The following is a 23,248-nucleotide window of genomic DNA, read 5'->3' on the forward strand; positions in this document are numbered from 1 at the left end:
GCACTGGCCATCGAAGTAGATACCAGTTTGACCACAGAGCGGGTTATCAGAACGCTTGAACGAGTGATTGCCTGGCGAGGAAAGCCGTCGCAAATAAGGATTGATAATGGACCTGAATTTACATCCAGCTTGTTGGAAAGTTGGGCTCAGAACAAAAATATAAAGCTTGAGTTTATTCAGCCAGGTAGTCCTTATCAGAATGGTTTTGTGGAGCGCTTTAATCGCAGTTATCGAGAAGAAATATTAGATTTATATCTGTTCGATTCACTACAACAAGTACGCGAAATCACAGATGAATGGTTAGAAATTTACAAGTATGAAAGGCCTCACGATACGCTGGAAGACATGACTCCTGTTGGCTACCTTGAGGCTGCATAATTCTACTAATGAGCTGTACTAGGTTGGGTGGAGTTACAGATTGAAATTCAGACTTAGTGATCGAGGCTGAAAATAGATGGAAAAAAAGGCTACAGTCCAGGCAGTTCGGGTTAAATAAAAACTAGCACATTGCCCTTAAGACCGATACTGGTTAGTATCGGTCTTTATTTTACTAGGAATCACCATTATCAAAATCGACCACCGACAGCATTGTTGAAAATTGGCAAAAGAACGGGGTAAAGAAAGGCTCTTCGGGGGCCGAGTAAGAAGTTTAATAACTATAAACATCAGAGCTGGCGAATGACGGATAAACGTCGTGAGCAAAATTGAACGCAAATCTATACCTTTAAGTAAGAGGTTAGCCATTGCTGATACCGATATAGGCTAGATAACACAGATACTATGAGGGCATAAACTAGAAAACAACCACATTTAACATAACGTAAATTATAGGATATATAATAATTAGTCCTATTTTGAGTATCACAAGTGTGTTCTCCGGTTTTCCAACCTCAACAATTAGCTTAAAACGAGATATCACAACTTGGAATACCTTAGAGCTCACAGTACACGGCCTATCAGCCGGAGAACTTAGCGCTATGCCTCACCAAGAGGTAGATTCTGATACTAAGTAAAGATCTACCTCTCGAGCCAAATTCTGACGCATCTACCGTAGCTGTATTTTCAGGCAGTTATTAGCTAGTTTATTGCTCAACAATGATCCGAAGCATACGGCGCAAAGGCTCTGCGGCGCCCCATAAGAGCTGATCACCCACAGTGAATGCGCTGATGTATTGCGGGCCCATAGTCAATTTACGAATTCTGCCGACCGGAATGCTTAACGTACCGGTGACTTTAACAGGCGTAAGTTCCTGCTCCGTAATCGTTCGATCGTTTGGGATCACCTTTACCCATTCGTTATGTGATGCCAGAATTTCTTCTATTTTTTCAACAGGAATATCTTCGCGAAGTTTGATCGTCAGCGCCTGAGCATGGCAGCGCATTGCGCCAATTCGAACACAGATCCCATCAACAGGGATTGGTTGTTTACTTGAACCCAGAATCTTATTTGCTTCAACCTGAGCTTTCCATTCTTCTTTGCTTTGGCCACTTTCCATTGGTACATCGATCCAGGGAATTAAGCTGCCAGCAAGCGGGACGCCAAACTGATCAGTTGGCAAACTGTCGGATTTTAGCTTTTCAGCGACCAGTTTATCTATTTCCAGTATTGCCGCACCTGGGTCGTCCAATTGTGCTTTAACTGAACCATGTATGTCACCCATCTGGGCGATCAGTTCTTTCATATTACGCGCGCCGGCACCCGATGCCGCCTGATAGGTCATCGGACTCACCCATTCTATCAAGTCTTGCTCGAACAAGCCGCCAAGTGCCAGCAACATCAAAGAAACGGTACAATTTCCGCCAACAAAGGTCTTAACGCCCTGCTCCAGGCCTTGCTTAATAACGTCTTTGTTAACTGGATCCAGCACAATAATACTGTCGGATGACATTCTTAATGCTGATGCTGCATCTATCCAATAGCCATTCCACTCTTTGCCTTTTAAGTCACTGTATACAGACTTGGTATAATCTCCGCCCTGACAGGATAAAATAATGTCCATTTGCGACAGGCTGTCGAGATCATAAGCATCCAAGAGTGCTTTAGACTCGCCGTTTACTTCCGGTCCTGGCTGCCCGGCTTGAGATGTGGTAAAGAAATAAGGTTCAATATCAGAAAAGTCACTTTCTTCATGCATACGTTGCATCAATACAGAGCCGACCATTCCACGCCAACCAATTAGTCCTACTTTTTTCATGGTATTACCTTTTTTTGATTCATTGAGTACTTTGCGTGAGAGGTATGTCTAGACGTCTAAAAATAGCAAACATTACCTGAAGAAACTATACTTTTAGCGTTAAACTTGTACATAAATTATAAAAAACCCCGCATAAGCGGGGTTTGGATACAACATGTAAAGGTTGTGTCCCATACTGTCGCCTAAGCAACAGTTTAGAACTGGGTAGTTAGCAATCAGAAACTCATTCTAATTGCCAAAATTCTGATTTTGTATGTGAGAACAAAGTATGGCTTAATTCTAACAAGGGTTCAAGAAATTTTGATTACAACGATCTGAAAAGTAAGAAAATATTTTCCCAATTTGGCAAAACCGCAAATGTCACATAAGTTTAACCTTATCACCAACTTAAACCACAAAAATTGACTTAGAGCAAATTTACGAACACCACAAAAGGGTCAAACAGGCATCACTTTCATTTTGTACCCACCTTTTGACGAGCATACTCTTCTGAAATTCAGTTTTATGCAAGAATATTGGCGAGTTTCCAAGGGGGAATGTTGGATAAAAAAAGCCTTCGGAACTCAACAGACCGAAGGCTTTTGGATTTCTAAAAAACTAACTTAGAATTCGTACTTGTAGCTCAGACTCACGCTGGTGCCTACTTCTTTTTGCCGCACTATATAGTCAGACTGAGTCACTTCTTGCTCTTCATCGAGTAAGTTCTGAACCTTGAACTTAACCTGTGAATTGAAGTCCGGGTACCAAGTGTAAACAAGGTCTAGTGAATGGAATGGCTGCTCAAACGCGTCTTCACGACCACCGATACCAGATGCCAGAATACGTTCACCGAACACATTATATACAAGTGAACTACTGTGCTGACCATCTGCAGAATCGTAGTTAAGCTGCAAGTTGACTACGTACTTAGAATGGCCTGTCATACGCTTAGTTGGGTTAGTCAGGTTACCCGCCCTTGCAGGGTCAATTTCAACTTCTGAATCACTCAGAGTAATGTTACCAGAAGTGAATAAGCCGCTAGCGACACCAGTCAAATCGTATAGCCATTCAGCTTCAACGCCATATACTTCGCCGGTTTCACCGTTAACGAAAGTGGCCGTATAATCTTCGTCACCAACTTGTAAAACAGTTTCAATCGGTGCAGTGATGTCTTTATAGAAAGCGCCAACGGAGAAATTGTCGCCGTTATCCATATAGTATTCGAAACGGGCGTCATAGTTAGCCAATTCACTACTTTTCAAACCTGCAACACCGAACGTACGGATGTCGGTAAGCGGATCGAAATAAGATACCGGTACCAATTCACGTAAGTCAGGACGAACGACTGTCTCACCATAACCAAATCGGATTTGATACTTCTCACCACCCAGATAGGTCATCGATAGCGCATTGAAAAAGTCATCTTCGTTAACTGTACCAGCCAGGATACGCTCTTCCGAATAGATAGTACTGTGCGTGATACGATCAAAAATCAAGCTTGATGTACCAATCGACACCTGTTTGAAGTCTTCATAGCGAATACCGCCACTTAAACGCCAGGTATTATTGAAAATAGCGTCAAACTCAAAGTAGCCAGCGTCGATTTTCTGAGCTGCAATGTAGTCATCAGCACTGGGCGCGGTTGGCTCATTGAAGCCGACTAGAAAATCGTTGTTAGCAACAAAATCATCGTTCAGATAAGCCGTAATGTCATTGATGCCCTCTGAACCAGTATTAACCGGAATAGCAATGTTTGTTTCGTTGTGGATAGCGAAGCTGGAAGTCGAATACACACGAGCACGGTCTACAAAGTCGTAACCCGCTTTGAATGTCAGTTCGACATCTTCCAGATATACAGGCAATGTCAGGTTGCCGCTATAAGATTTAACATTGTCTTCCATTTCTGTATAAGAATACAGAATACGGTTGTCATCACCGGTGACTATCGAATCCTGATATGTCTGGTCTTCGTTATAGTTATCGATGAAATCATAATCAATGTTAGTAGGGATCTTAGTTTCAGCTTTAGACTCAGTGTACTGCCAGTCCACACCGATACCCATATAGTCCATAAAGGTATGCTGACCGACAACCTGATCAATGTCCAAAATACGCTCTTCGTAATTGAAGTCGTATGTACGATAGGCCTGGTTGGTTGCGGCAATCGTTCTTACAGTACTGCCATTTGGGCTCTGTGCAAGAGACAGCTCTGATTCGTCTTCTGTATCTTCCAGGTAAATTTTTGAGTAAGAAACATTATGTTGTTCGTACTTATAACCCAGATTGAATACACCACTCATGCGTTCTGTCTGAGTCGTTACCTTAGAGTCCTTAACCGTCACGTAGCATGAATTTGCGGCGTCTTCGGCTGTTTCGAGCTTAGTCGTACAAGACTCGTCAAATGACTGATCCAGCACTGCCGTCATACGCTCAGAGTATTTCCAGTCATTATCGTAAGATACAGCCGCCAACACGCCAATGGTGCCACCCAGCCAATCTTCATCAAAGCTGTTACCAATACTGGCTTTCACATCGTAATTAGGATCTAGTGACTCTTCTTTAACCCGGATATCACGAGGCAATTCCAAAACCAATGCCTTATTCAGTGCAGTAGCCTGATCAGCGGCGGTTTGGGTTTCTGTGCCAGTAATCCCTTCTCGCTCTACAATACCGCGTAATGACAGGTCACCCCGATAACGCACCACCGCTGTTTGCACAGCAACAGGGATCCCATTTTCATTGCGGTTGTAGGTAAAACCATCTCTGGAATTCAAATTCTGGCCAACACCGACTTCGATATTAGCGACAAATTCGCTCGGAACAGACTTAGTACGAATGTCGATGTTGCCACCACCAAACGCCGCAGGCATGGAAGGCGAATAAGCTTTTTGAACAGCCAGGCTCTCGATGATGCTTGATGGGAATATGTCTAGAGGTACAACGTTACGGGTCAGGTCCGGGCTCGGAACTGCCGCGCCATTTAAACGTGCACTTGAGTAACGTTCACCCAGGCCACGCACATAGATAAACTTGCCATCTACCAGCGTCAGACCCGTTACGCGGCGAAGTGCAGATGCAACATCACTGTCGCCTGTTCGCGACAATTGCTCTGCGCCAAGAATGTCTGCAACGAAAGCCTGATTTTTACGTTCTTCAATCACGGCCGCAGCACTGCCTTGTAAGCGTGAACCGACAGCTACCACTTCTTCGATTTCCTGCGCTTCTTCAGCAAACACGGGCGCAGTCATACCAACTGACAAAGAAGCACCTACTGCCAAAGCGACTTTTCTTAATTTTATCTGCGTATTCATTTGCAATCCTGATAAAACTCGTAAAAAAGGCGCAATCAATGCGCCTACTTCGAAATACTTATTGAGTTAACACAAAGTAATCGCAGGGATTAGTCTTTGTCAGCAGCTTCCAGTGCTTTTTCAACCCACTTGTACCAATCGCTTGTAGTATCTGTGCTTGAAACCGCACCTACATAGTCAACTTCTTCGAAGAAATCATCATTCAGAGACTTCAGGTCATTTGCTGCAACTGTGATGTCTGCAGACTCTTTGTTGGTAGAGAAGCCGTCATCAGCCAGTACGTCACCTGCTTTGTCAAGGATTTCACTAGAACCTGCGTTATCCCACCACGCTGTGTAAGACTCGTTGCCAGGCAAAACTTTGCTTCCATCAGTTACATTCTTCACACATGCAAGTACAGAGCTGTGGAAGTTAAGAACGTCGTTAGTCGCGTTTTGTGCAGCATCGTCATCTTTGAAGTGAAGACACGCTGTACCATTTTCTGCATTGTCCGCTTTAACGAATAATGTGTTGTAGTATTGACCACGGATTGCATCATCAAATGTTGCAGCCTGTGATGGGTCGTTGTCACGAATCGACTTACCGTCTGTTGTAATTACAGTAACGTTTGCGATAGTAGGATTAGACGGTTGAACATCATCGTACTCTGCACCTTTGTTCTTTTCACCATCAGTCTCGAAACCATTGTTACCCATGAAGCCATCTGTGCCCGCGTCAATGATTTTTGTAATTTTATTACCATCATCATCTTCACCGGTATAAGTTACAGGCTTCTTAGTTTTAATTGTGCCGTGTTTGATGAAGATGAACTGAGCCTTACCTTGCCAGCCAGCGTCGATATCAATTGAGTCATCCTGTGTGTCAGTAACTACTATGTTTTTAAGGTTAGCTGCACCACCGAAGAACTCGATACCATCATCAAAACCCTGGTGAATGTGAAGGAATTCAAAGCTAGAGCCAGAACCTACACCGTTCAGAGTCAGTGAGTTAAGGTCGTCACCTACACCGCCCTCACGCGGGCCAGAACCTGCATACCAGATTTGTGCAAATTTGATATTACCACTGTTGTCGGCATTATTTGTTCCACCGAAATGGCTGGTAATACCTTCAGTTTTTGCATTACACAGGTTTGCTGCACGCTCTTCATTGGTACACTGGTTAGTCAGACCCTTACCATTGATCATGATGCCACCCCAATCTGCGAACTGAGGGCCAGTTTCTGTAAGGTCAAACTCTGGTATTGCGTTTGCTGAAGTAAAGGCAATTGGCGCCTCAGCCGTACCTTCAGCCATGATTTTTGCACCACGTGCGATACGAACAATCGCTTCACCTGAAGCAAACGCCATAGTTGTACCAGGCTTAACAATCAGAGTTGGTCCTGTTTCTGGTACCGTACAACCTGTGTTTGAGCTAGTATCGCAGTTTTCACCAATTAGTAGTGCGCCAGCAAAAACATGCGCGCCGCCATTTGGTAGAGCATCAAAAGTGATGTCCTCTTTAATTTCTAGTGCTTTGCTTGCAAATGAAGAATCATAGTAACAGTGTTTGTCGTTACGGAATTCACCCTTAACTTCTACGCCTGCAACGGTACGGCTTACACATGGATTAGTAACAACTGGATCTTTATCACCATCGTTATCGCCACCATTACCGTTGTCACCACCGGAATTATCGCCGCCTGTGTTAGTATTATTATTTGTTGTTGTGTTATTTGAATCTGTAACGCTTGTATCGTTTACAGTCGGTGTTACTTCGATGTCACCGCCACAACCAGCTAGTACAAGTGCAGATGTAACAAGGCTTACTTTGAATAACCCAGTAAGTTTCATTTTATTCTCCGTTGAGTGTTTATTTGAGCTGGCGTTATCATATAAACCATATATTTCATTTGTGTGTCTGTTTATTTTCAAAAAAATGAAAGTATCTATTTAGGGTAAGAACTTTTATTTTTCAGGCATAAAAAAACCGCCCGAAGGCGGCTTTGGTGTTGCGATTATAAAATCATAACAAAGCTTGCTTTAACGTTTCAGCGTGAATTTTTTCTCGCTTAACGTATTTTATCCATTGCTTGGCAAGGTTAGCCGACTTTTTGTGCTTTTCTGCCTGCTCAAATGCGAGTATAGAGGCATCAAAGTTTTTCAAGTTATACTGTGCCATTCCCAGTGCAACATACGCATTTGATTCAAAGGTAAGATCCCCTTTATCCAGTGCGCTACGGGCTGCATCTGCGGCCTCATCAAACTTTTCCAGGTTGATATACACTTCAGCTATGCGCTGTAGGTAGTTACCATGGCTGACATCTTTGTCTGCCTTAACAAAGTAGTCTATCGATTTACTCTCATCTTTTGACTGTACATAAGCCTCAGCAATAAATGCGTAATTTTTGGCATTGCCTTCAACCACGCCTTTTTTAATACCTTCGTCCAAGGCTATCGCGGCTTTGTATGGTAAACCGTTAAACAGATAAACCTGAGCGAGCTGAATAATGTCACTGCGCTTTTGAATAAAGCCTCTCTGCTTAGCCGCTTCCAGCAAAGCCAATTGCTTTTTCTCTTCGCCTAACTCGCCAAACATACCCGCCAACTGAATCCAGTATTCAGGCTTATCAAACAGCTTAACCATTTTTTCGAGTACATCAGCGACCTTCTGTGGCTGACTTAATGAGTAGTATAATGCCCTTTGTAAAACCAACCAGTTTTCCTTAGGTACATTTCCCTCACTCTCTGTTAACGATATAGCTATATTGATATTCTCTACCGCTGATTGATAATTTTTATCCTGGTATAAAGCCTGCGCTTTTAATACGTAGTAATTACTTTTAATTGGTTGGGTATTTATTTTCTTCCATCTATCTAAATAATCAACCGTTGCCTTGTAATCACCATTTGCCATCGCCAGCTGTGCCAGACTGAAGGTTGTCGATAATCTCAATGATTCTGGGATCGCTTCCTCTGCGACAACCAACTCAAAAGAACCGATAGCTTTATCAAGCTGGTTTTCGTTGTAGTAGATGAACCCATAGAAATTGTGCATCATGGCAATTTCGTAAGAGTTCATACTTCCTGAGCGTTCCTTGATGGAGTCGAGCACCTCAAGGCCAGCTTTGACATCACCGTCATCAGCCAGTTTTTGTGCACGTGCAAGCTGGCTGTAAACCTTTTCACGCAGTGCCGGAACTCGCTTAGTTTTAGTTTCTGCATGAGCAACAGCCAGGTCTACCCCAGGTAACACCGAGACCAAGCTTGGCGCCACCAGACCCGCGCAACTCAATGCACTTACCAACAGAGCTTTTTTAAATAGTTTCATAATCGCACCTTTGTCTGTTAGCCGTTGATCTGGAATGAGATCTTGTTCTGAACTCCGGCCACTTCTACCGCTTCACCGTTCACAACACGAGGCTTGTACTTAAATTTCAACGCTGCATCCATTGCCGCACGTTCAAAAATATTCTCGGGCTCAGCTTTAACGACAACAGGATCTCTCACTGTGCCCTGTTTAGTTACGATAAACTCAACGATGACATAGCCTTCAATTCCGCGAGAAAGTGCACGTCTTGGATAAACAGGTGCCACTTTAACGATTGGTAGATATTCACCATCGCTGGATTCAAGCGCCAAACCACCTGCAAGAGCTACATCGGCTGCCACATCTGCGCTAAAATTGAAGTCAGCACCAGCTGCATCGAGATTATTACTTTGCATCTGCGGTGCATCCATTGGCGGAGGCGGCTCTTTTGGTGTTGGCGGCTTTTGTGGTTTGCGTTCTTTTTTCTGAACTGTTTCTTCTTTTTTCAGGCGTACAAAGTCAAGAACATTGCCTTTTACCGGCTCATCCATCTTACCTTCGCCGCCTGTGATCAGTGCTTGCATACCGAGAAACAAGAAAAAAGTCACAATACCTGCAATAACGAGTGCTAGTAAGTAACGCATTTTCTAATCCTATGATTCCTGTGCAGCAATTGAGACATCAAACGCGCCTGCGGCACGAGATGCATCCATTACCTTGATTAAGGTGTCAGTCGTTGCTTTTTTGTCTGCCTGAATAACAACGCTTCCCTGAGGATTTTCCGCTTTAAGACGTTCAATATTTGCCTGTACAGCGCGAATATCAACCTGGCGTTTGTTAATCCAAATCTCACCTTTGTCAGAAATCGCAACCAGGATATTTGCACGCTGCTTTTTAACCGCTGTTGCGGCTTCCGGGCGGTTCACATCAATACCGGCTTCTTTAACGAATGACGCCGTTACGATGAAGAAGATAAGCATGATAAATACAACGTCCAGCATGGGTGTCATGTTAATTTCTTCGGCTTCTTCTTCCTGAAAAACCTTAGCTAATGGAGCTCTCATTATGTTTCCTCAAATCTTTTCTAGTGATCAAGCAACAGCTTGTCTTCTAACAGTTCTACTTCGCGCTTTGCCTTACGTTGTAAGAAAGTCGAGGCAAATACCCCGGAAAGCGCGCCAACCATTCCCGCCATTGTTGGGATAGTGGCTTTAGACACTCCGGCTGCCATCGAACGCGCACTGCCGGAACCTGTGATTGCCATTACATTAAATACTTCTATCATACCGGTGACCGTACCTAGCAAACCTAATAGCGGACATAAGGCAACCATCACATTGATGTAAGGCAGATTACTGTTAAGCTGAATACCGGCTCGTGAGATCATGGCCTGGCGTATCTGCTCTGCATTCCAGCTGTTTCTCTCCTCTCGGCTGCTCCAGCTATTCAGTAGATCTTTGCGATAAGTTCTGAATTTGCCGAAAACAAACATGAAACGTTCGAGGATCAACAGCCACATCAGAAAAGTGACCAGTCCGATGACCAGGAGAACCTGGCCACCTGTATCTAGGAACTCACGTAGCGCATTAATTGCATCTACTAAAAGAACCACAATTACGCTCCTTTCTCGCTACGTTCAGCGATGATTCCAGCGCTTTGCTCTTGCAAGATAAGCAGCAGGTTACGAGAGCGAGTGTTAAGCAGGGTGTAAAGGAATACGGTTGGGATAGCCACTACCAGACCAAGTACCGTTGTTACCAGCGCCGTAGAGATACCACCCGCCATTAGTTTCGGGTCACCTGTACCGAACAGTGTGATTGCCTGGAAGGTGTTAATCATACCGGTTACGGTACCTAACAGACCCAACAGTGGCGCGACTACCGAGATAATTTTAATCAGTGTCAGGTTACGGGTAATTTTTGGCATTTCACGCAGAATTGCTTCGCTTAATTTCAGCTCAAGCGTATCGTATGCAACATCAGGATACTGCTCTTTAACTTTCATTACACGACCCAGCGGGTTGTCTTCGCGTGCAACCGAGTCTTTCAGCTGGCGATTAATCTTGGCACCCATAATCATCAGTGATACGAAACGCTCTAGCGCAATCAATAATGCCAGCAGACCAACACCAAGGATGACATAACCTACTGCACCACCTTGCTCAACCTGCTCTTTAGTGTTTGGCGCCTGAACCAACAGACCCAGGATTGAACCACCAGTCGGGTCAAGGGCAAAATCAACAATGCCTGATTGTGCACTCTGAAGCTCAGCAGCACTTTGTGTGAAACGAGCCGTTGGCTGACGCGTTAGTTCAGACAATGTGTTAGTTTCTGGGTTATAAGACAGATATTTACCGTCTGCAATCAGGTTAAATGCGCCAACACGAAGTACTTCTTTTTGCGTTTTAGTACCACCAGCAACAATAACGTCTGACGTATAACGAGATACTTTACCCTGCTCCGTCATTTCACGCTGCAGCTCAACCCACACCTTCTCAATATCTTCAATTGAAGCAAGCTTTGTGCTTGAGCCCATACGTTTTGCCATATCGTCCATAAAGGCGCTACGGTTAGGAATTTCTGCAGAAACAACTGAGGTACGGAACTTGTTGCTTGAGTCGCCAGCAACCTGCTGCAGAACACCAAACAACTCTTTTAGTGAACCCATGCGCTTTGAAAGCGTATCGCTCAGGTTACCAAGTTTAATTTCGTTTTCTTCAAACTGAGTCTCGAGGCGCTCTGAACGATTTAGCTCACCATCGCGGTTAGACGTTAACTCGCGAAGCATTCTTACCTGCTCACTCTGCTGTGCTTTAAATTGAGCTTCACGTTGAGCGTTTTGTGCATTTTGTGCACTCTGGCCTTGTTCAAGTTGCTTTAACAGCGTATCCAGGTCCATAGCCTGCTCGGCTGCAAATGCGGAGCTCGACAGCGCCAATGTCGCTGCCATAACGGTTTTTAGGCTGAAAGATTTAAAAAAGTTCATCATATACCTCTTATTCTGCAGCCTGAATTGGCAGAGTTAACATATCCGGGGCAAGTTGCTTACGTGCAATGCGGATACCTTTGTTGATTTGACTGATATTGGTGTCTGGCAGTGCTGTGAATGACTTGCTGTCTTTGTTCCAGCTACCAGCTTTGCTGCCGTCTTTCGTTACATAAAGAAGTTCAAGACGTCCAATGCGCAGCATATCAACTTCGCGTTCCTGACCATCAACAGTTAACAGAGCTGAATACGCTTCAATCGTACGACCGTATTCAACTTCTACCTGATAGGCTTCTAGAACACGACGAAACTTTTCACTGGAAGAAACGTCTGCGCGGTCCATCATTGCCTGTAGCTTAGCAATACGCTCTGCACGTTCTTCTTTCAAAAACGGCACATCCAGAGAAACGAATTGATCAAGACCTGTGATCATGCGCATCATCAGAGGGGTGATTTGACGCTCGATCACGGATACCTGATCCATTGACTCATTGATAGCAGCCATTTCTTCTAGTTGATTTTTTATCTGCTTATCGAGTTGGCCGTTATACACTACCAGGCCATCGATCTCTTTATTCAGCGTTCTGAATTTCTGTAATCTTGACTGCATATCGTCTGCAATCGAGTTGATTTTATTTTGAGACTGTAGAGCGGACTGATTGATTTTCGAACTTGAGTCAATGACTTGGTTCAGATCATTTGCCTGAGCATTGGCCGCAACTGCGACCATACCTGCTAATAGCAAGTGGTTAACGCACTTCATCGCATACACCTTTTAATATTTGCTTGTTGCTATATTGGAATTGCGTGCAGTCTAATGTGCCTAAATGACATCCATGTTGCGCTAACAATACAGTTAGGTTACAGATGTCATATATAGTTCATGGAAGGGATTATTTATTTTGATGCAACAAATAAAAAAGGCTGCATTCATGCAGCCTATGACAGGGTTATACTTTAAACTTGGCGAGCATATTTTCGAGTTCATCAAATTGCAATTTTAGCGTCTGGCATTCTTGCAATGTTTTTGTCAGGCTGTCGCTGCCCTCAACACATAAATCACTTATCCCGTGAATGTCACTGTCAAGGGACTGGATCACTGCATTCTGCTCTTGTGTTGCGCTCGCAACGGCATGATTCACACCATCAATAGAGTCAATAGCGTGAGTAACTTCCTGCATTTTAGTTCCAGCAGATTGGGCCTGTTCAGCACTATTACTGGAATCATCAATACTTGATTTCATCACGGCAACGGCAGATGCTGAACCCTGTTGCAGCTCACCAATAGTATTTTCAATTTCCTGTGTCGACTCTTGGGTACGCTGTGCAAGCTGCCTGACTTCGTCAGCAACCACAGCAAACCCTCGACCGGCCTCACCCGCACGTGCCGCTTCTATCGCGGCATTGAGTGCCAGCAGGTTAGTTTGCTCACTGACCCCTTTGATGACTTCTAACACCTGACCTATGCTTGCGGTCAGTTTATCCAGACCATCGATTGTCGATTGTGCTTTTTGCATTTTAGCGCTGAGAGAACCAATCTCTTCAATGTTGGCATTTAATGCAACCTGCCCCTGACTCGACAGGCTGTTTGCTTCAGTAGCAAGCTCAGACGCATGCTTGGCATTATTAGAAATCTCAACCGCACTGGATGACAGTTGGTTAATTGCTGTAGCAACACTATCAGTACGCTTGGTTTGCTCAGTATAAATGTCCAGGGCCCCCTGAGTTTGGGATTGTAGCCCAGCCATAACCTGCTCAAGTGCTAGCGTGGTTTCTTTGACTTTAGAGATACTCTCGTGAATTTTGTCTACGAACAAGTTGAAGTAATTCGATAGCTCACCAAATTCATCGTTGTTCTCTACATCCAGCCGACGCGTCAGGTCACCTTCCCCCTGCGCTATGTCTTTAATTGCTTCATTCAGGTGAACCATAGGTCGCATCAGGTATTTGAGCAACAGTTGTAACATCACCACTATCACCACGACACCCACCAGCATGTAAATTAGCGCCATATTGCGAAATGATGCGACAGAGCTATAGGCAATCTCTTTGTCTATAACTACGCCTAAATACCAATCAACATTTTTGATGCCGCGCATAGCCACAAAGGAAACCAATTTTTCTTTACCATCGATTTCTAACTCTGCGAACGCTTCAGTGAGGGGTAATTTAGTGCCAAATAAATCCACCATTGGTTTGTCATTCAGCTGCGTGTCCGGATGGCTCAGGATCCGCCCTTCGGCGTCTAGCAAAAAGCCATATCCATAACCAAGAAAATCAATTTCATTGACGATATCAGTGATGGTGGCCATATCTATGTCGCCACCGGCAACACCAGAGAAGCGACCATTGTTCATAATAGGCACCACAGCTGTGATGGTCAGCTCATTACTGGTTACATCTATATAAGGGGTCGTAAATGCAGTATCTCTTTTACGTTCTGCCAGTTTATACCAGGGCCTTTGGGTGGCATCAAAGTCGCTTGGTAACACCACCGTCGTATCGTTCAGGACGAACTGGCCGTCTGGCGTACCAATAAAGGTATTCTTAAAGTGTCCGGCTTCATGTGCAGTTTGTACCCGGCGCAATATATCAGCGGTTGCATCATCACGGCGATGGCCGCTGGCTACAGAACTGACAATATCCAGCCTGTCATTCAACCAGTTTGCAATGTTTTGTGACACAGATTCAGAGATTTCCTGCAATACCAGAGTCAGCTGAGCCTGAGTTTGCGAGCGCATCAGAATAAAGTTGTTCACGGTAAAAAGGGAGAGCACGATCACCAGCACCAATGAAGCGGCCAGTGTTATTTTAGTTGTAAATTTAAGCGCACTAAACATGGGGATCCTGTCTTAATTCTGCTAATACAAATTTGTTTTACCAAATCTTAACGAGTTTGTCTTACCTTATCGGCGAAACTTTTACTGTCTTAAGTCAATTATACACTTGTTTTCACGATTTATTTTTCAATTGAATGGTTATTAAACAAGTGTCAACTTCAGGAACGAAAAAAGGTGAGATATTTCTCACCTTTGTATGACACACAATAATTATCAAAAAACGCTACAGCTGTGATTGATAGGCCTTCCAGCTAAGCGACAAATCAATCCCTGAGTGCTTAGAGAAAGTCTGCCAACTCCACTGTGTGTCATCATTTGGGTCTAGCTGTCCATTCAGGTCAACCAGCAGGTTCGGGTAACCGGTTGCTTCAAGCCAGTGGATAAAAAACGCAGTGGTTTTGTATCCTGAGTCAAAGTTACCGCCGGGCTTACGAAAGCCCGGATCAACGTATCCGGCTTTCATACGCACCACATCCGCAATCCCTTCTATCACAGGACCTATTTCTTTGTAGTTGTTATCATCAAATTGATAAGCATGAGCTATCTCATGGTATAACACACCAATCAACTCATCATACAATGCTTGTTGCGATTTACCTTCGGCAAATTTCGCAAGGTATTGAGCGCTGATGTGTATTTTCGCACCATTAAAATCCCCCTCTTTATACGCAACCCCTTTCATGTCTTCCAGAATGATTTCAATTTCAGGCAGCTGAGGGGCCACAGACATATCCTTATAGAGCAGCCTTGCAACATTATATGAAATCTGCCTTATCAGTCTGATATCAACATACTGCCAAACCTCGGGGCTAGATTCGCTGAAATTTCTGATTGTGACATTTGGCAGCGCAAACTGCTGCCATGCAATATCAGCATCAAAAGCGAGTGGCTTTAGCTGTGTGTCTATCTCTGCAGCAGATAGTGATGCCGACATCAGTATCGCACAGGCTGCGGTACATATCGTAGACGCTTTCATTATTTATACTCTGACAAAGAAGGCGGTCTGGCAGTAAAAGTCTTGCCCCATTGTTTATTCGGTTTGTCACCCATAACATATTTAAGCTCTCCGCCAGCCATAATGTCGCCATGAGTCAGGTAACTGCGTTGCAGCGTTTTGCCATTGAGAGTGACTGACTGAATGTACTTATTGGTATCGCTCAAACCCACAGCTGTGGTTGTGAATTGTTTGCCGTTTGCCAGCTTCAAAGTGACCTTGGGTGTCTGAGGCGCACCAATCGCATAAGCCAGATCGCCCGGTGCTACAGGATAAAAACCCATTGCAGAGAAGATATACCAGGCAGACATTTGGCCAACGTCGTCATTACCAGCAAGTCCGTCAGGCTTGTCTGAACTCAATGTATCCATAATCTGACGGATACGTTCCTGGGTTTTCCATGGCTTACCCGCATAGTTATATAAATAAGCGATGTGATGGCTAGGCTCATTGCCGTGCGCATAATTACCGATAAGGCCCGCAATGTCCTCGTGCTCTTTAATCATGTCATGTGATAGTGGCGTATCGAACAACTCATCCAGTCGTTGAGTGAATGCTTCATCTCCACCCATTAACTCAATAAGGCCAGCGACGTCCTGCGGCACGTAAAAGCTGTACTGCATTGCGTTACCTTCCGTGAAAGGTCCCATGTACTTCGCTTTAAATGCGTTGAATTCAGGATCCCAGCGGCCCTGACTATCGCGACCACGCATAAAGCCACTTTGTGGATCAAACACATTCTTATAGCTCATTGCCCTGGCATAGTAGTGCTTAGCCTGCTCGCTTTTACCCATGGCTTCAAACATTCTGGCGATAGCAAAGTCGTCATAAGCATATTCCAGCGTAATAGAAACGGATTCGGGTAGCACATCCATAGGAACATACCCGTACTTTTTATATTCCGGAATTGCATCGTAAACCGGGTTATTTGCGGTGTTAATGATAGCTTCTACGGCCAGATCAACATCATAGTCCCGGATCCCCTTAAGGTAAGCATCAGCAATAACAGAGACCGCGTGATAACCAATCATGGTCCAGGTTTCGTGTGCGTGGAACGACCAGATAGGTAACATTTTTTCGTAGCTTTGCTGATAGTGCACCAACATTGACTGGATCATACCCGAAACCCTGTCTGGATCTATGTAGGTCAACAGAGGGTGTAGCGCGCGATAAGTATCCCACAGCGAGTAAAGTGTGTAATGCTCGAAATCCTTGCCATCATGAATTTCACCATCTACACCGCGATATTGCCCGTTCACGTCCTGATATAGGCTGGGTGCCTGTAATGCATGGTACAGTGCGGTGTAAAATTGACGCTTCTCAGAGCGAGTACCTTCTACATCAACTTTGTCCAAATAAGATGCCCATTGAGCATTGGCGGCCTTGCGTACTTTGTTGAAGTCCCAGTGCGGGATCTCTGCCCTCAGGTTTTCTAGTGCATTACTGCGACTGACAGCAGACAGCGCCACTTTGATTTGCAGCGGTTTGCTCTCTACATTGTCAAAACTGGCTACGAATTTAACCGCTTTGCCCGCTGTCATTTTGACTGCTTTGTTTTCAATCGTTGAGTGCTTTTCCTTACCAAGGCAATCCATACAACGATAGCGCATGTTGTCTTCATTGATGAAACGGTAGCTATCTATTGGCTGAGAAAACTCAATGGCAAAGTACATCTGGCGATTACGCGCCCACCCGTTAGTTGCTCGATAAGCAACCAGTGTGGTGTCATTGATCTTGCGAATATCACTCCAAATCACTTTGTTTTCAAAATTATAAATTGCACTGGTCAGATCGAACAGAACATGACCCTCGCCGCCATTTTTAAACGTGTACTGGTGCATACCAACACGGGGACTGGCCGTTAGCTCTGCCTTGATATTATAATCTTGCAGCTCTACCCCATAGTAACCAGCCTCAGCCCATTCCTGATCATGCGAAAATCGCGAACGATAGCCCGCGTCTGGGTTTTCTGCGGTGCCGGGGTCGGTTTTAACCTCCCCGCTAATAGGCATAACCAGCAAATCACCAAGATCCGAGTGGCCCGTGCCAGAAAAGTGCGTATGAGAAAAACCAACTATGGTGGTGTCATCATAATGGTAACCTGCGCACCGCTTGTAAATTTCAGGCTGCGGTGATACCCCACGCATTGGATTTTCCGTATCCGGGCTGAGCTGAACCATACCAAAAGGGACAACCGCACCAGGAAACGTATGACCGTCTCCGCCGGTGCCTATAAATGGGTCTACCCACTGAGTGTTTGACTCTTTTGCCATCCCCAGTGATGAGACAGATATCAAAGTAGCCATAGTCGCTACTGATACGATGCGATACATGCACCTCTCCTTAATACCTAATTGTTATTATTTGGACCGTTCCAATTAACACTATCTTACACCGCAAATGAATACGTATTCAATAGAAACAGGATAAGAAATAAATGCAAAGATAAAAAGTGAGAAGTTAAAAATGATGCGTTGGGAGGATAAAAAGCCGGCACTGAGGCCGGCTTGAAAATATGATAATTAGCTATCGACTTTTTGCTGCCACTGTTTGTAAAAAGACACCACATTCAGGCCGTACCATGCGATAAATACATAGCAAACCAAAGGCACAACAAAGCTGATCTGTATACCCGCGCTGTCTGCAACCAGACCCTGAACCAGAGGGATCAGCGCGCCACCTACAATTGCCAGACACAACCAACCTGAACCTTTGCTGGTTAGTGACCCGAGTCCCTCGATGGCAATAGAGAAAATCGTCGGGAACATGATTGAGTTGAATAAACCCACCGCAAGTACCGCAAACATAGCCAGTTTACCGTCGGTTGACATAGTGAGCAGCAACAGCGCAATTATTGCAATGGCGTTAAACATCAGCGCTTTAGAAGGAGAGATTTTTTGCAACGCGGCAGAGCCAATAAAGCGGCCAACCATAGCGCCACCCCAGTAATAAGATATATATTTTGCTGCCGTATGCTCTTCCATGCCAGCAATCGAAGGCTCTGCAAAATAGTTAACCAGGAAACTGCCAATCGCAACTTCTGCACCAACATAACAAAATATGGCAGCCACCCCCATAACCAGATGTGGGGCTTCTGTCAGCTTGTGACCACGTGCCTTACAATCACCCTCTTCTGTGTGCGCTTCGATTGTCGGCAATTTAAGAAATGCAAATACAGCGGCTATCAACAACAAGGCGCCTGCAAGTATCAAATAAGGGACTTTAACAGAGTCAGCACTCGCATCTGTCGCCATGCTAGCGCCTGCACCAAACAACAGCATACCACCGACAGCCGGACCAACCGTAGTTCCGAGAGAATTCAGCGCTTGCGCTAGGTTCAATCGACTGGACGCTGTTTTTTCCGGACCTAGTGCTGCAACATACGGGTTAGCAGACACCTGCAACACTGTAATACCTGATGCCAATACAAATAAAGAAGTCAGGAATAACCAGTATTCATGCACGACAACCGCTGGATAAAACAAGAGACAGCCAGCCGCAGCAACAACAAGGCCGGTTAATACACCATTTTTGTAGCCATACCGTTTCAGGAAAGCTCCAGCAGGTAAAGAGACGATAAAATAGGCGCTAAAGAAGCAAAACTGAACCAGCATGGCTTCGGTGTAACTCAGGTCAAACACCGCTTTAAGACGCGGGATCAGTACATCATTAAGTACCGTTATGAATCCCCATAGAAAAAACAGGGTGGTCATTGCCGTCAGTGGTAACAAATAGTTGTTGTTCTTTGCATCTCCACTGGCAACATAACTTTGGTTAGTGTTGATTTCGCTCACTTGGAATACTCCGTGTTATAGGATTCAGTGATTCTACACACTGTTACAGAAAAATCACAAATGTTTTATTGGACCGTTCCAATTTAATTTTGTTGGTGCTAAAGTAAGACGCAAAGAGAGTACCGCCAAGTCACTAGACTCAGGCCGAATAACCACAGACTGGAAAGGTTATGTCTATAAATTTCAAAAACGACGACTTCTTACTTAAGCATATTAACCGGACAATGGGCTTTTACCACCCTCGATGTATCGACCCCAGTGGTGGCTTCTTCCACTATTTTCTGGACGATGGCACCGTTTACAATCAGCATGCTCGTCATCTGGTTTCCAGTACCCGGTTTGTTTTTAATTATGCGATGGCCTATTTGCAGACCCAGGAACCTGAGTACCTGAACCAAGTACGTCACGGTCTGGATTTTCTGGAGACGGTGCATAAGCAACCAAATGGTGGATATGCCTGGGTGATCAATAAAAATCAGGCTGAAGACACCACCAATCATTGTTACGGCCTCGCTTTTGTGCTGCTTGCCAATGCCGTCGCACTTAAGGCAGGAATTAACTCAGCCGCGGACACCATTGAATCTGTCTGGCGCATGTTAGAAGAAAGATACTTTCAAAACGATTACCAGCTGTACCTGGACGAATATAACAGCGATTTTAGTATCGCAGACCCTTATCGTGGTCAGAATGCCAATATGCACATGTGCGAAGCGCTGTTAATGTGTTACGAGGCCACCAGTGACGATAAGTTTCTCGAACGTGCTCATACCCTGGCGTTCACGATGACAGTACAGCAGGCCGAGCTAGCTGATGGCCTAATTTGGGAGCACTACTCTGAAAACTGGCAGATAGACTGGGAATATAATCTGGATAATCCCAAGCACCTTTTCCGACCCTGGGGGTTTCAACCTGGCCACCAGACCGAGTGGAGCAAGTTACTCTTGATTTTATATCGACACAAGCCACAAGACTGGATGATAGAGCGTGCGCGCTACCTGTTTGACACTGCGCTTGAAACAGCCTGGGACAAAGAGCATGGCGGAATCTTCTATGGTTTCGCACCAGACAATAGTATCTGTGACGCCGACAAATATTTTTGGGTTCAAGCTGAAAGCTTTGCCGCCGCCGCCCTGCTTGCTCACGCTACGGGCGAAGACCGCTACTGGCAGTGGTACGACAAAATATGGCAGTATTGCTGGGACAATATGATAGACCATGAACATGGTGCCTGGTATAGGATCCTGGACAGTCGTAACGAAAAGTACAGCAACGAGAAAAGTCCTGCTGGTAAAACCGACTATCACACCATGGGCGCCTGTTACGAAGTACTAAGAGCTAAGCAGCTCGGGCAGGAGAAACAATGAGTTTAGTATGTTTTGGCGAAGCCCTGATAGATTTTCTGTCTGATGGTAAAGAGCCTGAATCTTTTACTAAGTATGCAGGCGGCGCGCCTGCCAATGTCGCAGTCGCTGTAGCCCGTCAGGGCATTGCAGCGAGCTTCTGTGGGATGGTTGGCGATGATATGTTTGGCCAGTTTATCAAACGTGAACTGCAACATCACCAGGTAAATTGTGATTACCTGATCAGCACAGATAAAGCAAAAACGGCGCTGGCGTTTGTTTCTTTGGATAGCTCAGGAGAGAGGAGCTTCAGCTTCTATCGTCCGCCAGCGGCTGATCTGCTATTTCGCGCAGATGACTTTGACACAAAGATGTTTGACACCCATTCACTGTTGCATGTCTGTAGCAATAGCCTGACAGAAAACAACATCTATAAAACAACCCTATCTGCATTGACTCAGGCACGCGCAAAGGGGATGACCACCAGCTTTGACATGAATCTGAGAGAAAACCTGTGGACATCCCTGACGCACTGCTCAAAGCGTATCTGGCATGTTATTTCCAACGTAGATATTGTGAAATTGTCACTTGAAGAGCTCGAGTTTTTAAATACCCAAAGTCATCCGGGTCTGCCACAATCACATACCATCGATGCGATTATGGCCGCAAATGTAAAACTGCTCATCGTTACAGATGGTGGCAATCCGGTTCGATTTTATGGACGCTCATTTGAAGGGTCTGTCAATGTCCCTGATGTCAAAGCGGTAGACACCACCGCAGCCGGAGATGCATTCGTAGGAGGGTTACTGGCAACGCTCATCCGCCAGCAACAAAATCAGCCTATCGATTCATTACTGGGCGACCCAAATAGCGTAAACTCAGCTGTCGAATATGCCAGCCGCTGTGGTGCTTATGCGGTGACCCGTTATGGGGCATTCGATTCTTTGCCCGGGCATAAAGATATTACATAAAGATTTGTGAGAGTGGGTGCACGGAAGCGCCTTTATTCTTATACACAGGTCTGGTCTTTGACACTTTAAATGTGGATCAGATATTCGGTGTAAACATAGTAGAAAAGCGGTAAGCAAATTATGAGACCAACCAGATAAAGTTTAAAAAAGCCATCCCGCTGTGCACTCAGCTGAGCAACCACAGACACTGAACTTTCATTCTGCATTGACTGCGTTTTCGGGCGGTATCGGCGATATACCTTCATGACACCCCAGCCAATAATAAAAGGTCCCAAAATAAGCGAAAAAAATAACCCAACCGCATACCAGGTTTCTGGCGCAACTCTGTCCATTCTCTACTCTCGTCGATAAAAACACAGGTACATTCATACCTGCTTACATCTAAGCGTTTGATTTAATACTGATCAATTATGCTATGCTAGGCGCAAGCGTATCACAGTAAAAAAATAAGAAAAGAACCGATTCATGAACAAACCCTTTGTAGTGTTTCCTTTCGCCGTCTGCCTTAGCGCCTGTATCGCGAACCAGGTTGAGATCACGCAATCAGAACATACAGTGGTCAAATATAAAGTCACGGAAGGATATACAGACAGATTTGCCAACCTCTACAAACAGCCAGAAAGCTACCCCTATACTTGTGAAGAATCCTGTTACCCGGATACCCCTTTCATTGAGTGTCAGGAAAATATGGAGCGATGTACCTATGTGGGTGAGCAACCCCATGTCGAAAGCAAGTACGGCTTTCAGGTAAAATGGCTGGGCCATGCAAGCTTTTTGCTAACTATGCCTGATGGACAGCAAGTGCTCGTAGACCCTGTGAGTGAACAGTTTGATTGGCCAATTGACCTGGGTTTTAAGTTGACTGGCGGATTTTACCGCACCGAACCAGACTGGCCCGCTGGCTCTGAATTGGACAATCTAACAGGCGTTGTGTATTCCCATATACATTATGATCACTTTAATAAAGCAGATATAGCCGCCTTAGGAACTCAGCCAACCTACTATACCCCGCTCGGATTTGCTGATTACTTTGCTGATGGCGGATACAAAATTAACGAGATGGCATGGTATGCAAGTGCACAGCAAAAAGCGCTCACCGTGCACTTTGTGCCCGCACACCACTTCAGCAGCCGAGTGATCGTGCCCTACCTGACCGAAGACAACGATGCTACATTGTGGGGCGGCTGGTTATTCGAGTATCAGGGCAAAACATTGTTCTACGCAGGAGATACTGGCTACTCTGCTCACTTCAAAGACATACAAAAGAAATACGGTGATATTGATGTTTGCCTGCTGCCAATCGCGTCGTATCACCATGAGGAATATGGTAATTGGTATAGAAATGTCCACCTAACACCAGAAGACATGTTAGCAGCCGCCGATGATCTTAACTGTGAGCAGGTAGTGCCCTGGGGATATGGCAATATGAGCTGGAAAATGGGAGATTTAACCTCCCACTCTGCGCTGTTTCGGCTACTTCACGTAAAACAAACGCTGGCACCAACACGCCCTGTCTACATACTCAATGAGGGAGAAAGCGTGACTTTCTAGGCA

18 protein-coding genes are annotated in these 23,248 nt (G+C 45.0%); 4 read left to right on the forward strand and 14 right to left on the reverse strand.

Going from position 1 to position 23,248, the window contains the following annotated elements:
- Positions 1–378 (forward strand): integrase core domain-containing protein (locus tag MHN31_RS00005; protein ID WP_239443098.1); only part of this gene is annotated, 378 nt, incomplete at its 5' end.
- A 704-nt stretch (positions 379–1,082) separates the two neighbouring features.
- Here MHN31_RS00005 and asd read toward each other — a convergent pair.
- From asd to fucP, 13 genes are all read right to left on the reverse strand, one after another.
- The gene (gene asd, locus MHN31_RS00010) at positions 1,083–2,195 is read right to left on the reverse strand and encodes an aspartate-semialdehyde dehydrogenase (protein WP_239443099.1); all 1,113 of its coding nucleotides are present in this window, start codon (positions 2,193–2,195) and stop codon (positions 1,083–1,085) included.
- Positions 2,196–2,797: 602 nt separating this feature from the next.
- Positions 2,798–5,485, reverse strand: a complete 2,688-nt coding sequence (locus MHN31_RS00015) for a TonB-dependent receptor plug domain-containing protein (RefSeq protein ID WP_125556903.1) — start codon at positions 5,483–5,485, stop codon at positions 2,798–2,800.
- Positions 5,486–5,574: 89 nt separating this feature from the next.
- Positions 5,575–7,314 carry a hypothetical protein gene (locus MHN31_RS00020; protein ID WP_239443100.1) on the reverse strand — a complete coding sequence of 580 codons (1,740 nt, stop codon included), beginning with the start codon at positions 7,312–7,314 and terminating at the stop codon, positions 5,575–5,577.
- Positions 7,315–7,486: 172 nt separating this feature from the next.
- Positions 7,487–8,791 carry a tetratricopeptide repeat protein gene (locus MHN31_RS00025; protein WP_239443101.1) on the reverse strand — a complete coding sequence of 435 codons (1,305 nt, stop codon included), beginning with the start codon at positions 8,789–8,791 and terminating at the stop codon, positions 7,487–7,489.
- A 17-nt stretch (positions 8,792–8,808) separates the two neighbouring features.
- Positions 8,809–9,414 (reverse strand): energy transducer TonB, encoded by a 606-nt coding sequence (locus MHN31_RS00030; protein ID WP_239443102.1) that lies wholly within the window; start codon positions 9,412–9,414, stop codon positions 8,809–8,811.
- A gap of 9 nt (positions 9,415–9,423) precedes the next feature.
- Positions 9,424–9,834 (reverse strand): biopolymer transporter ExbD, encoded by a 411-nt coding sequence (locus MHN31_RS00035; protein WP_010381303.1) that lies wholly within the window; start codon positions 9,832–9,834, stop codon positions 9,424–9,426.
- Positions 9,835–9,854: 20 nt separating this feature from the next.
- Entirely contained in the window at positions 9,855–10,382 is a 528-nt protein-coding gene (locus MHN31_RS00040; RefSeq protein WP_010381299.1) for a MotA/TolQ/ExbB proton channel family protein, read from the reverse strand.
- A gap of 2 nt (positions 10,383–10,384) precedes the next feature.
- The gene (locus tag MHN31_RS00045; protein ID WP_010381296.1) at positions 10,385–11,755 is read right to left on the reverse strand and encodes a MotA/TolQ/ExbB proton channel family protein; all 1,371 of its coding nucleotides are present in this window, start codon (positions 11,753–11,755) and stop codon (positions 10,385–10,387) included.
- Between the two features lie 10 nt (positions 11,756–11,765).
- Positions 11,766–12,518: a DUF3450 domain-containing protein gene (locus MHN31_RS00050; protein ID WP_194867211.1), complete on the reverse strand. Its 753-nt coding sequence runs from the start codon at positions 12,516–12,518 to the stop codon at positions 11,766–11,768.
- Positions 12,519–12,705: 187 nt separating this feature from the next.
- Positions 12,706–14,595 (reverse strand): methyl-accepting chemotaxis protein, encoded by a 1,890-nt coding sequence (locus MHN31_RS00055; RefSeq protein ID WP_125556911.1) that lies wholly within the window; start codon positions 14,593–14,595, stop codon positions 12,706–12,708.
- Positions 14,596–14,818: 223 nt separating this feature from the next.
- On the reverse strand, positions 14,819–15,571 hold the full coding sequence (locus tag MHN31_RS00060; RefSeq protein WP_239443103.1) for a basic secretory family protein: 753 nt from the start codon (positions 15,569–15,571) through the stop codon (positions 14,819–14,821).
- Positions 15,571–17,922 carry a GH92 family glycosyl hydrolase gene (locus MHN31_RS00065; RefSeq protein WP_275446701.1) on the reverse strand — a complete coding sequence of 784 codons (2,352 nt, stop codon included), beginning with the start codon at positions 17,920–17,922 and terminating at the stop codon, positions 15,571–15,573. Before MHN31_RS00065 ends, MHN31_RS00060 begins: the two co-directional genes overlap by 1 nt.
- Before the next feature lie 189 nt (positions 17,923–18,111).
- Positions 18,112–19,383, reverse strand: coding sequence for an L-fucose:H+ symporter permease (gene fucP / locus MHN31_RS00070; protein ID WP_125556917.1), 1,272 nt, complete (start codon positions 19,381–19,383; stop codon positions 18,112–18,114).
- 170 nt (positions 19,384–19,553) lie between these two features.
- Between fucP and MHN31_RS00075 the strand changes: the two genes are divergently transcribed.
- Both MHN31_RS00075 and MHN31_RS00080 read left to right on the forward strand, forming a co-directional pair.
- Positions 19,554–20,747, forward strand: coding sequence for an AGE family epimerase/isomerase (locus tag MHN31_RS00075; protein WP_239443104.1), 1,194 nt, complete (start codon positions 19,554–19,556; stop codon positions 20,745–20,747).
- Positions 20,744–21,694, forward strand: coding sequence for a carbohydrate kinase (locus MHN31_RS00080; protein ID WP_194867206.1), 951 nt, complete (start codon positions 20,744–20,746; stop codon positions 21,692–21,694). The genes MHN31_RS00075 and MHN31_RS00080 overlap by 4 nt, the downstream gene beginning before the upstream one ends.
- Before the next feature lie 65 nt (positions 21,695–21,759).
- Here MHN31_RS00080 and MHN31_RS00085 read toward each other — a convergent pair whose 3' ends face one another.
- Entirely contained in the window at positions 21,760–22,026 is a 267-nt protein-coding gene (locus MHN31_RS00085) for a hypothetical protein (protein WP_125556921.1), read from the reverse strand.
- A gap of 133 nt (positions 22,027–22,159) precedes the next feature.
- Here MHN31_RS00085 and MHN31_RS00090 point away from each other — a divergent pair, with 133 nt between their 5' ends.
- The gene (locus MHN31_RS00090; RefSeq protein WP_138539295.1) at positions 22,160–23,245 is read left to right on the forward strand and encodes an MBL fold metallo-hydrolase; all 1,086 of its coding nucleotides are present in this window, start codon (positions 22,160–22,162) and stop codon (positions 23,243–23,245) included.
- The last annotated feature ends 3 nt before the right edge of the window (positions 23,246–23,248 follow it).

This window comes from Pseudoalteromonas sp. McH1-42 (genome assembly GCF_022347845.1).
GTDB lineage: Bacteria > Pseudomonadota > Gammaproteobacteria > Enterobacterales > Alteromonadaceae > Pseudoalteromonas > Pseudoalteromonas rubra_D.

Excerpts from the sequence above, each read along its gene's own strand:
- asd (WP_239443099.1), bottom strand. The coding sequence starts at position 2,195 with ATGAAAAAAGTAGGACTAATTGGTTGGCGTGGAATGGTCGGCTCTGTA.
- MHN31_RS00015 (WP_125556903.1), bottom strand. The coding sequence starts at position 5,485 with ATGAATACGCAGATAAAATTAAGAAAAGTCGCTTTGGCAGTAGGTGCT.
- MHN31_RS00020 (WP_239443100.1), bottom strand. The coding sequence starts at position 7,314 with ATGAAACTTACTGGGTTATTCAAAGTAAGCCTTGTTACATCTGCACTT.
- MHN31_RS00025 (WP_239443101.1), bottom strand. The coding sequence starts at position 8,791 with ATGAAACTATTTAAAAAAGCTCTGTTGGTAAGTGCATTGAGTTGCGCG.
- MHN31_RS00030 (WP_239443102.1), bottom strand. The coding sequence starts at position 9,414 with ATGCGTTACTTACTAGCACTCGTTATTGCAGGTATTGTGACTTTTTTC.
- MHN31_RS00035 (WP_010381303.1), bottom strand. The coding sequence starts at position 9,834 with ATGAGAGCTCCATTAGCTAAGGTTTTTCAGGAAGAAGAAGCCGAAGAA.
- MHN31_RS00045 (WP_010381296.1), bottom strand. The coding sequence starts at position 11,755 with ATGAACTTTTTTAAATCTTTCAGCCTAAAAACCGTTATGGCAGCGACA.
- MHN31_RS00050 (WP_194867211.1), bottom strand. The coding sequence starts at position 12,518 with ATGAAGTGCGTTAACCACTTGCTATTAGCAGGTATGGTCGCAGTTGCG.
- MHN31_RS00055 (WP_125556911.1), bottom strand. The coding sequence starts at position 14,595 with ATGTTTAGTGCGCTTAAATTTACAACTAAAATAACACTGGCCGCTTCA.
- MHN31_RS00060 (WP_239443103.1), bottom strand. The coding sequence starts at position 15,571 with ATGAAAGCGTCTACGATATGTACCGCAGCCTGTGCGATACTGATGTCG.
- MHN31_RS00065 (WP_275446701.1), bottom strand. The coding sequence starts at position 17,922 with ATGTATCGCATCGTATCAGTAGCGACTATGGCTACTTTGATATCTGTC.
- MHN31_RS00075 (WP_239443104.1), top strand. The coding sequence starts at position 19,554 with ATGTCTATAAATTTCAAAAACGACGACTTCTTACTTAAGCATATTAAC.
- MHN31_RS00080 (WP_194867206.1), top strand. The coding sequence starts at position 20,744 with ATGAGTTTAGTATGTTTTGGCGAAGCCCTGATAGATTTTCTGTCTGAT.
- MHN31_RS00085 (WP_125556921.1), bottom strand. The coding sequence starts at position 22,026 with ATGGACAGAGTTGCGCCAGAAACCTGGTATGCGGTTGGGTTATTTTTT.
- MHN31_RS00090 (WP_138539295.1), top strand. The coding sequence starts at position 22,160 with ATGAACAAACCCTTTGTAGTGTTTCCTTTCGCCGTCTGCCTTAGCGCC.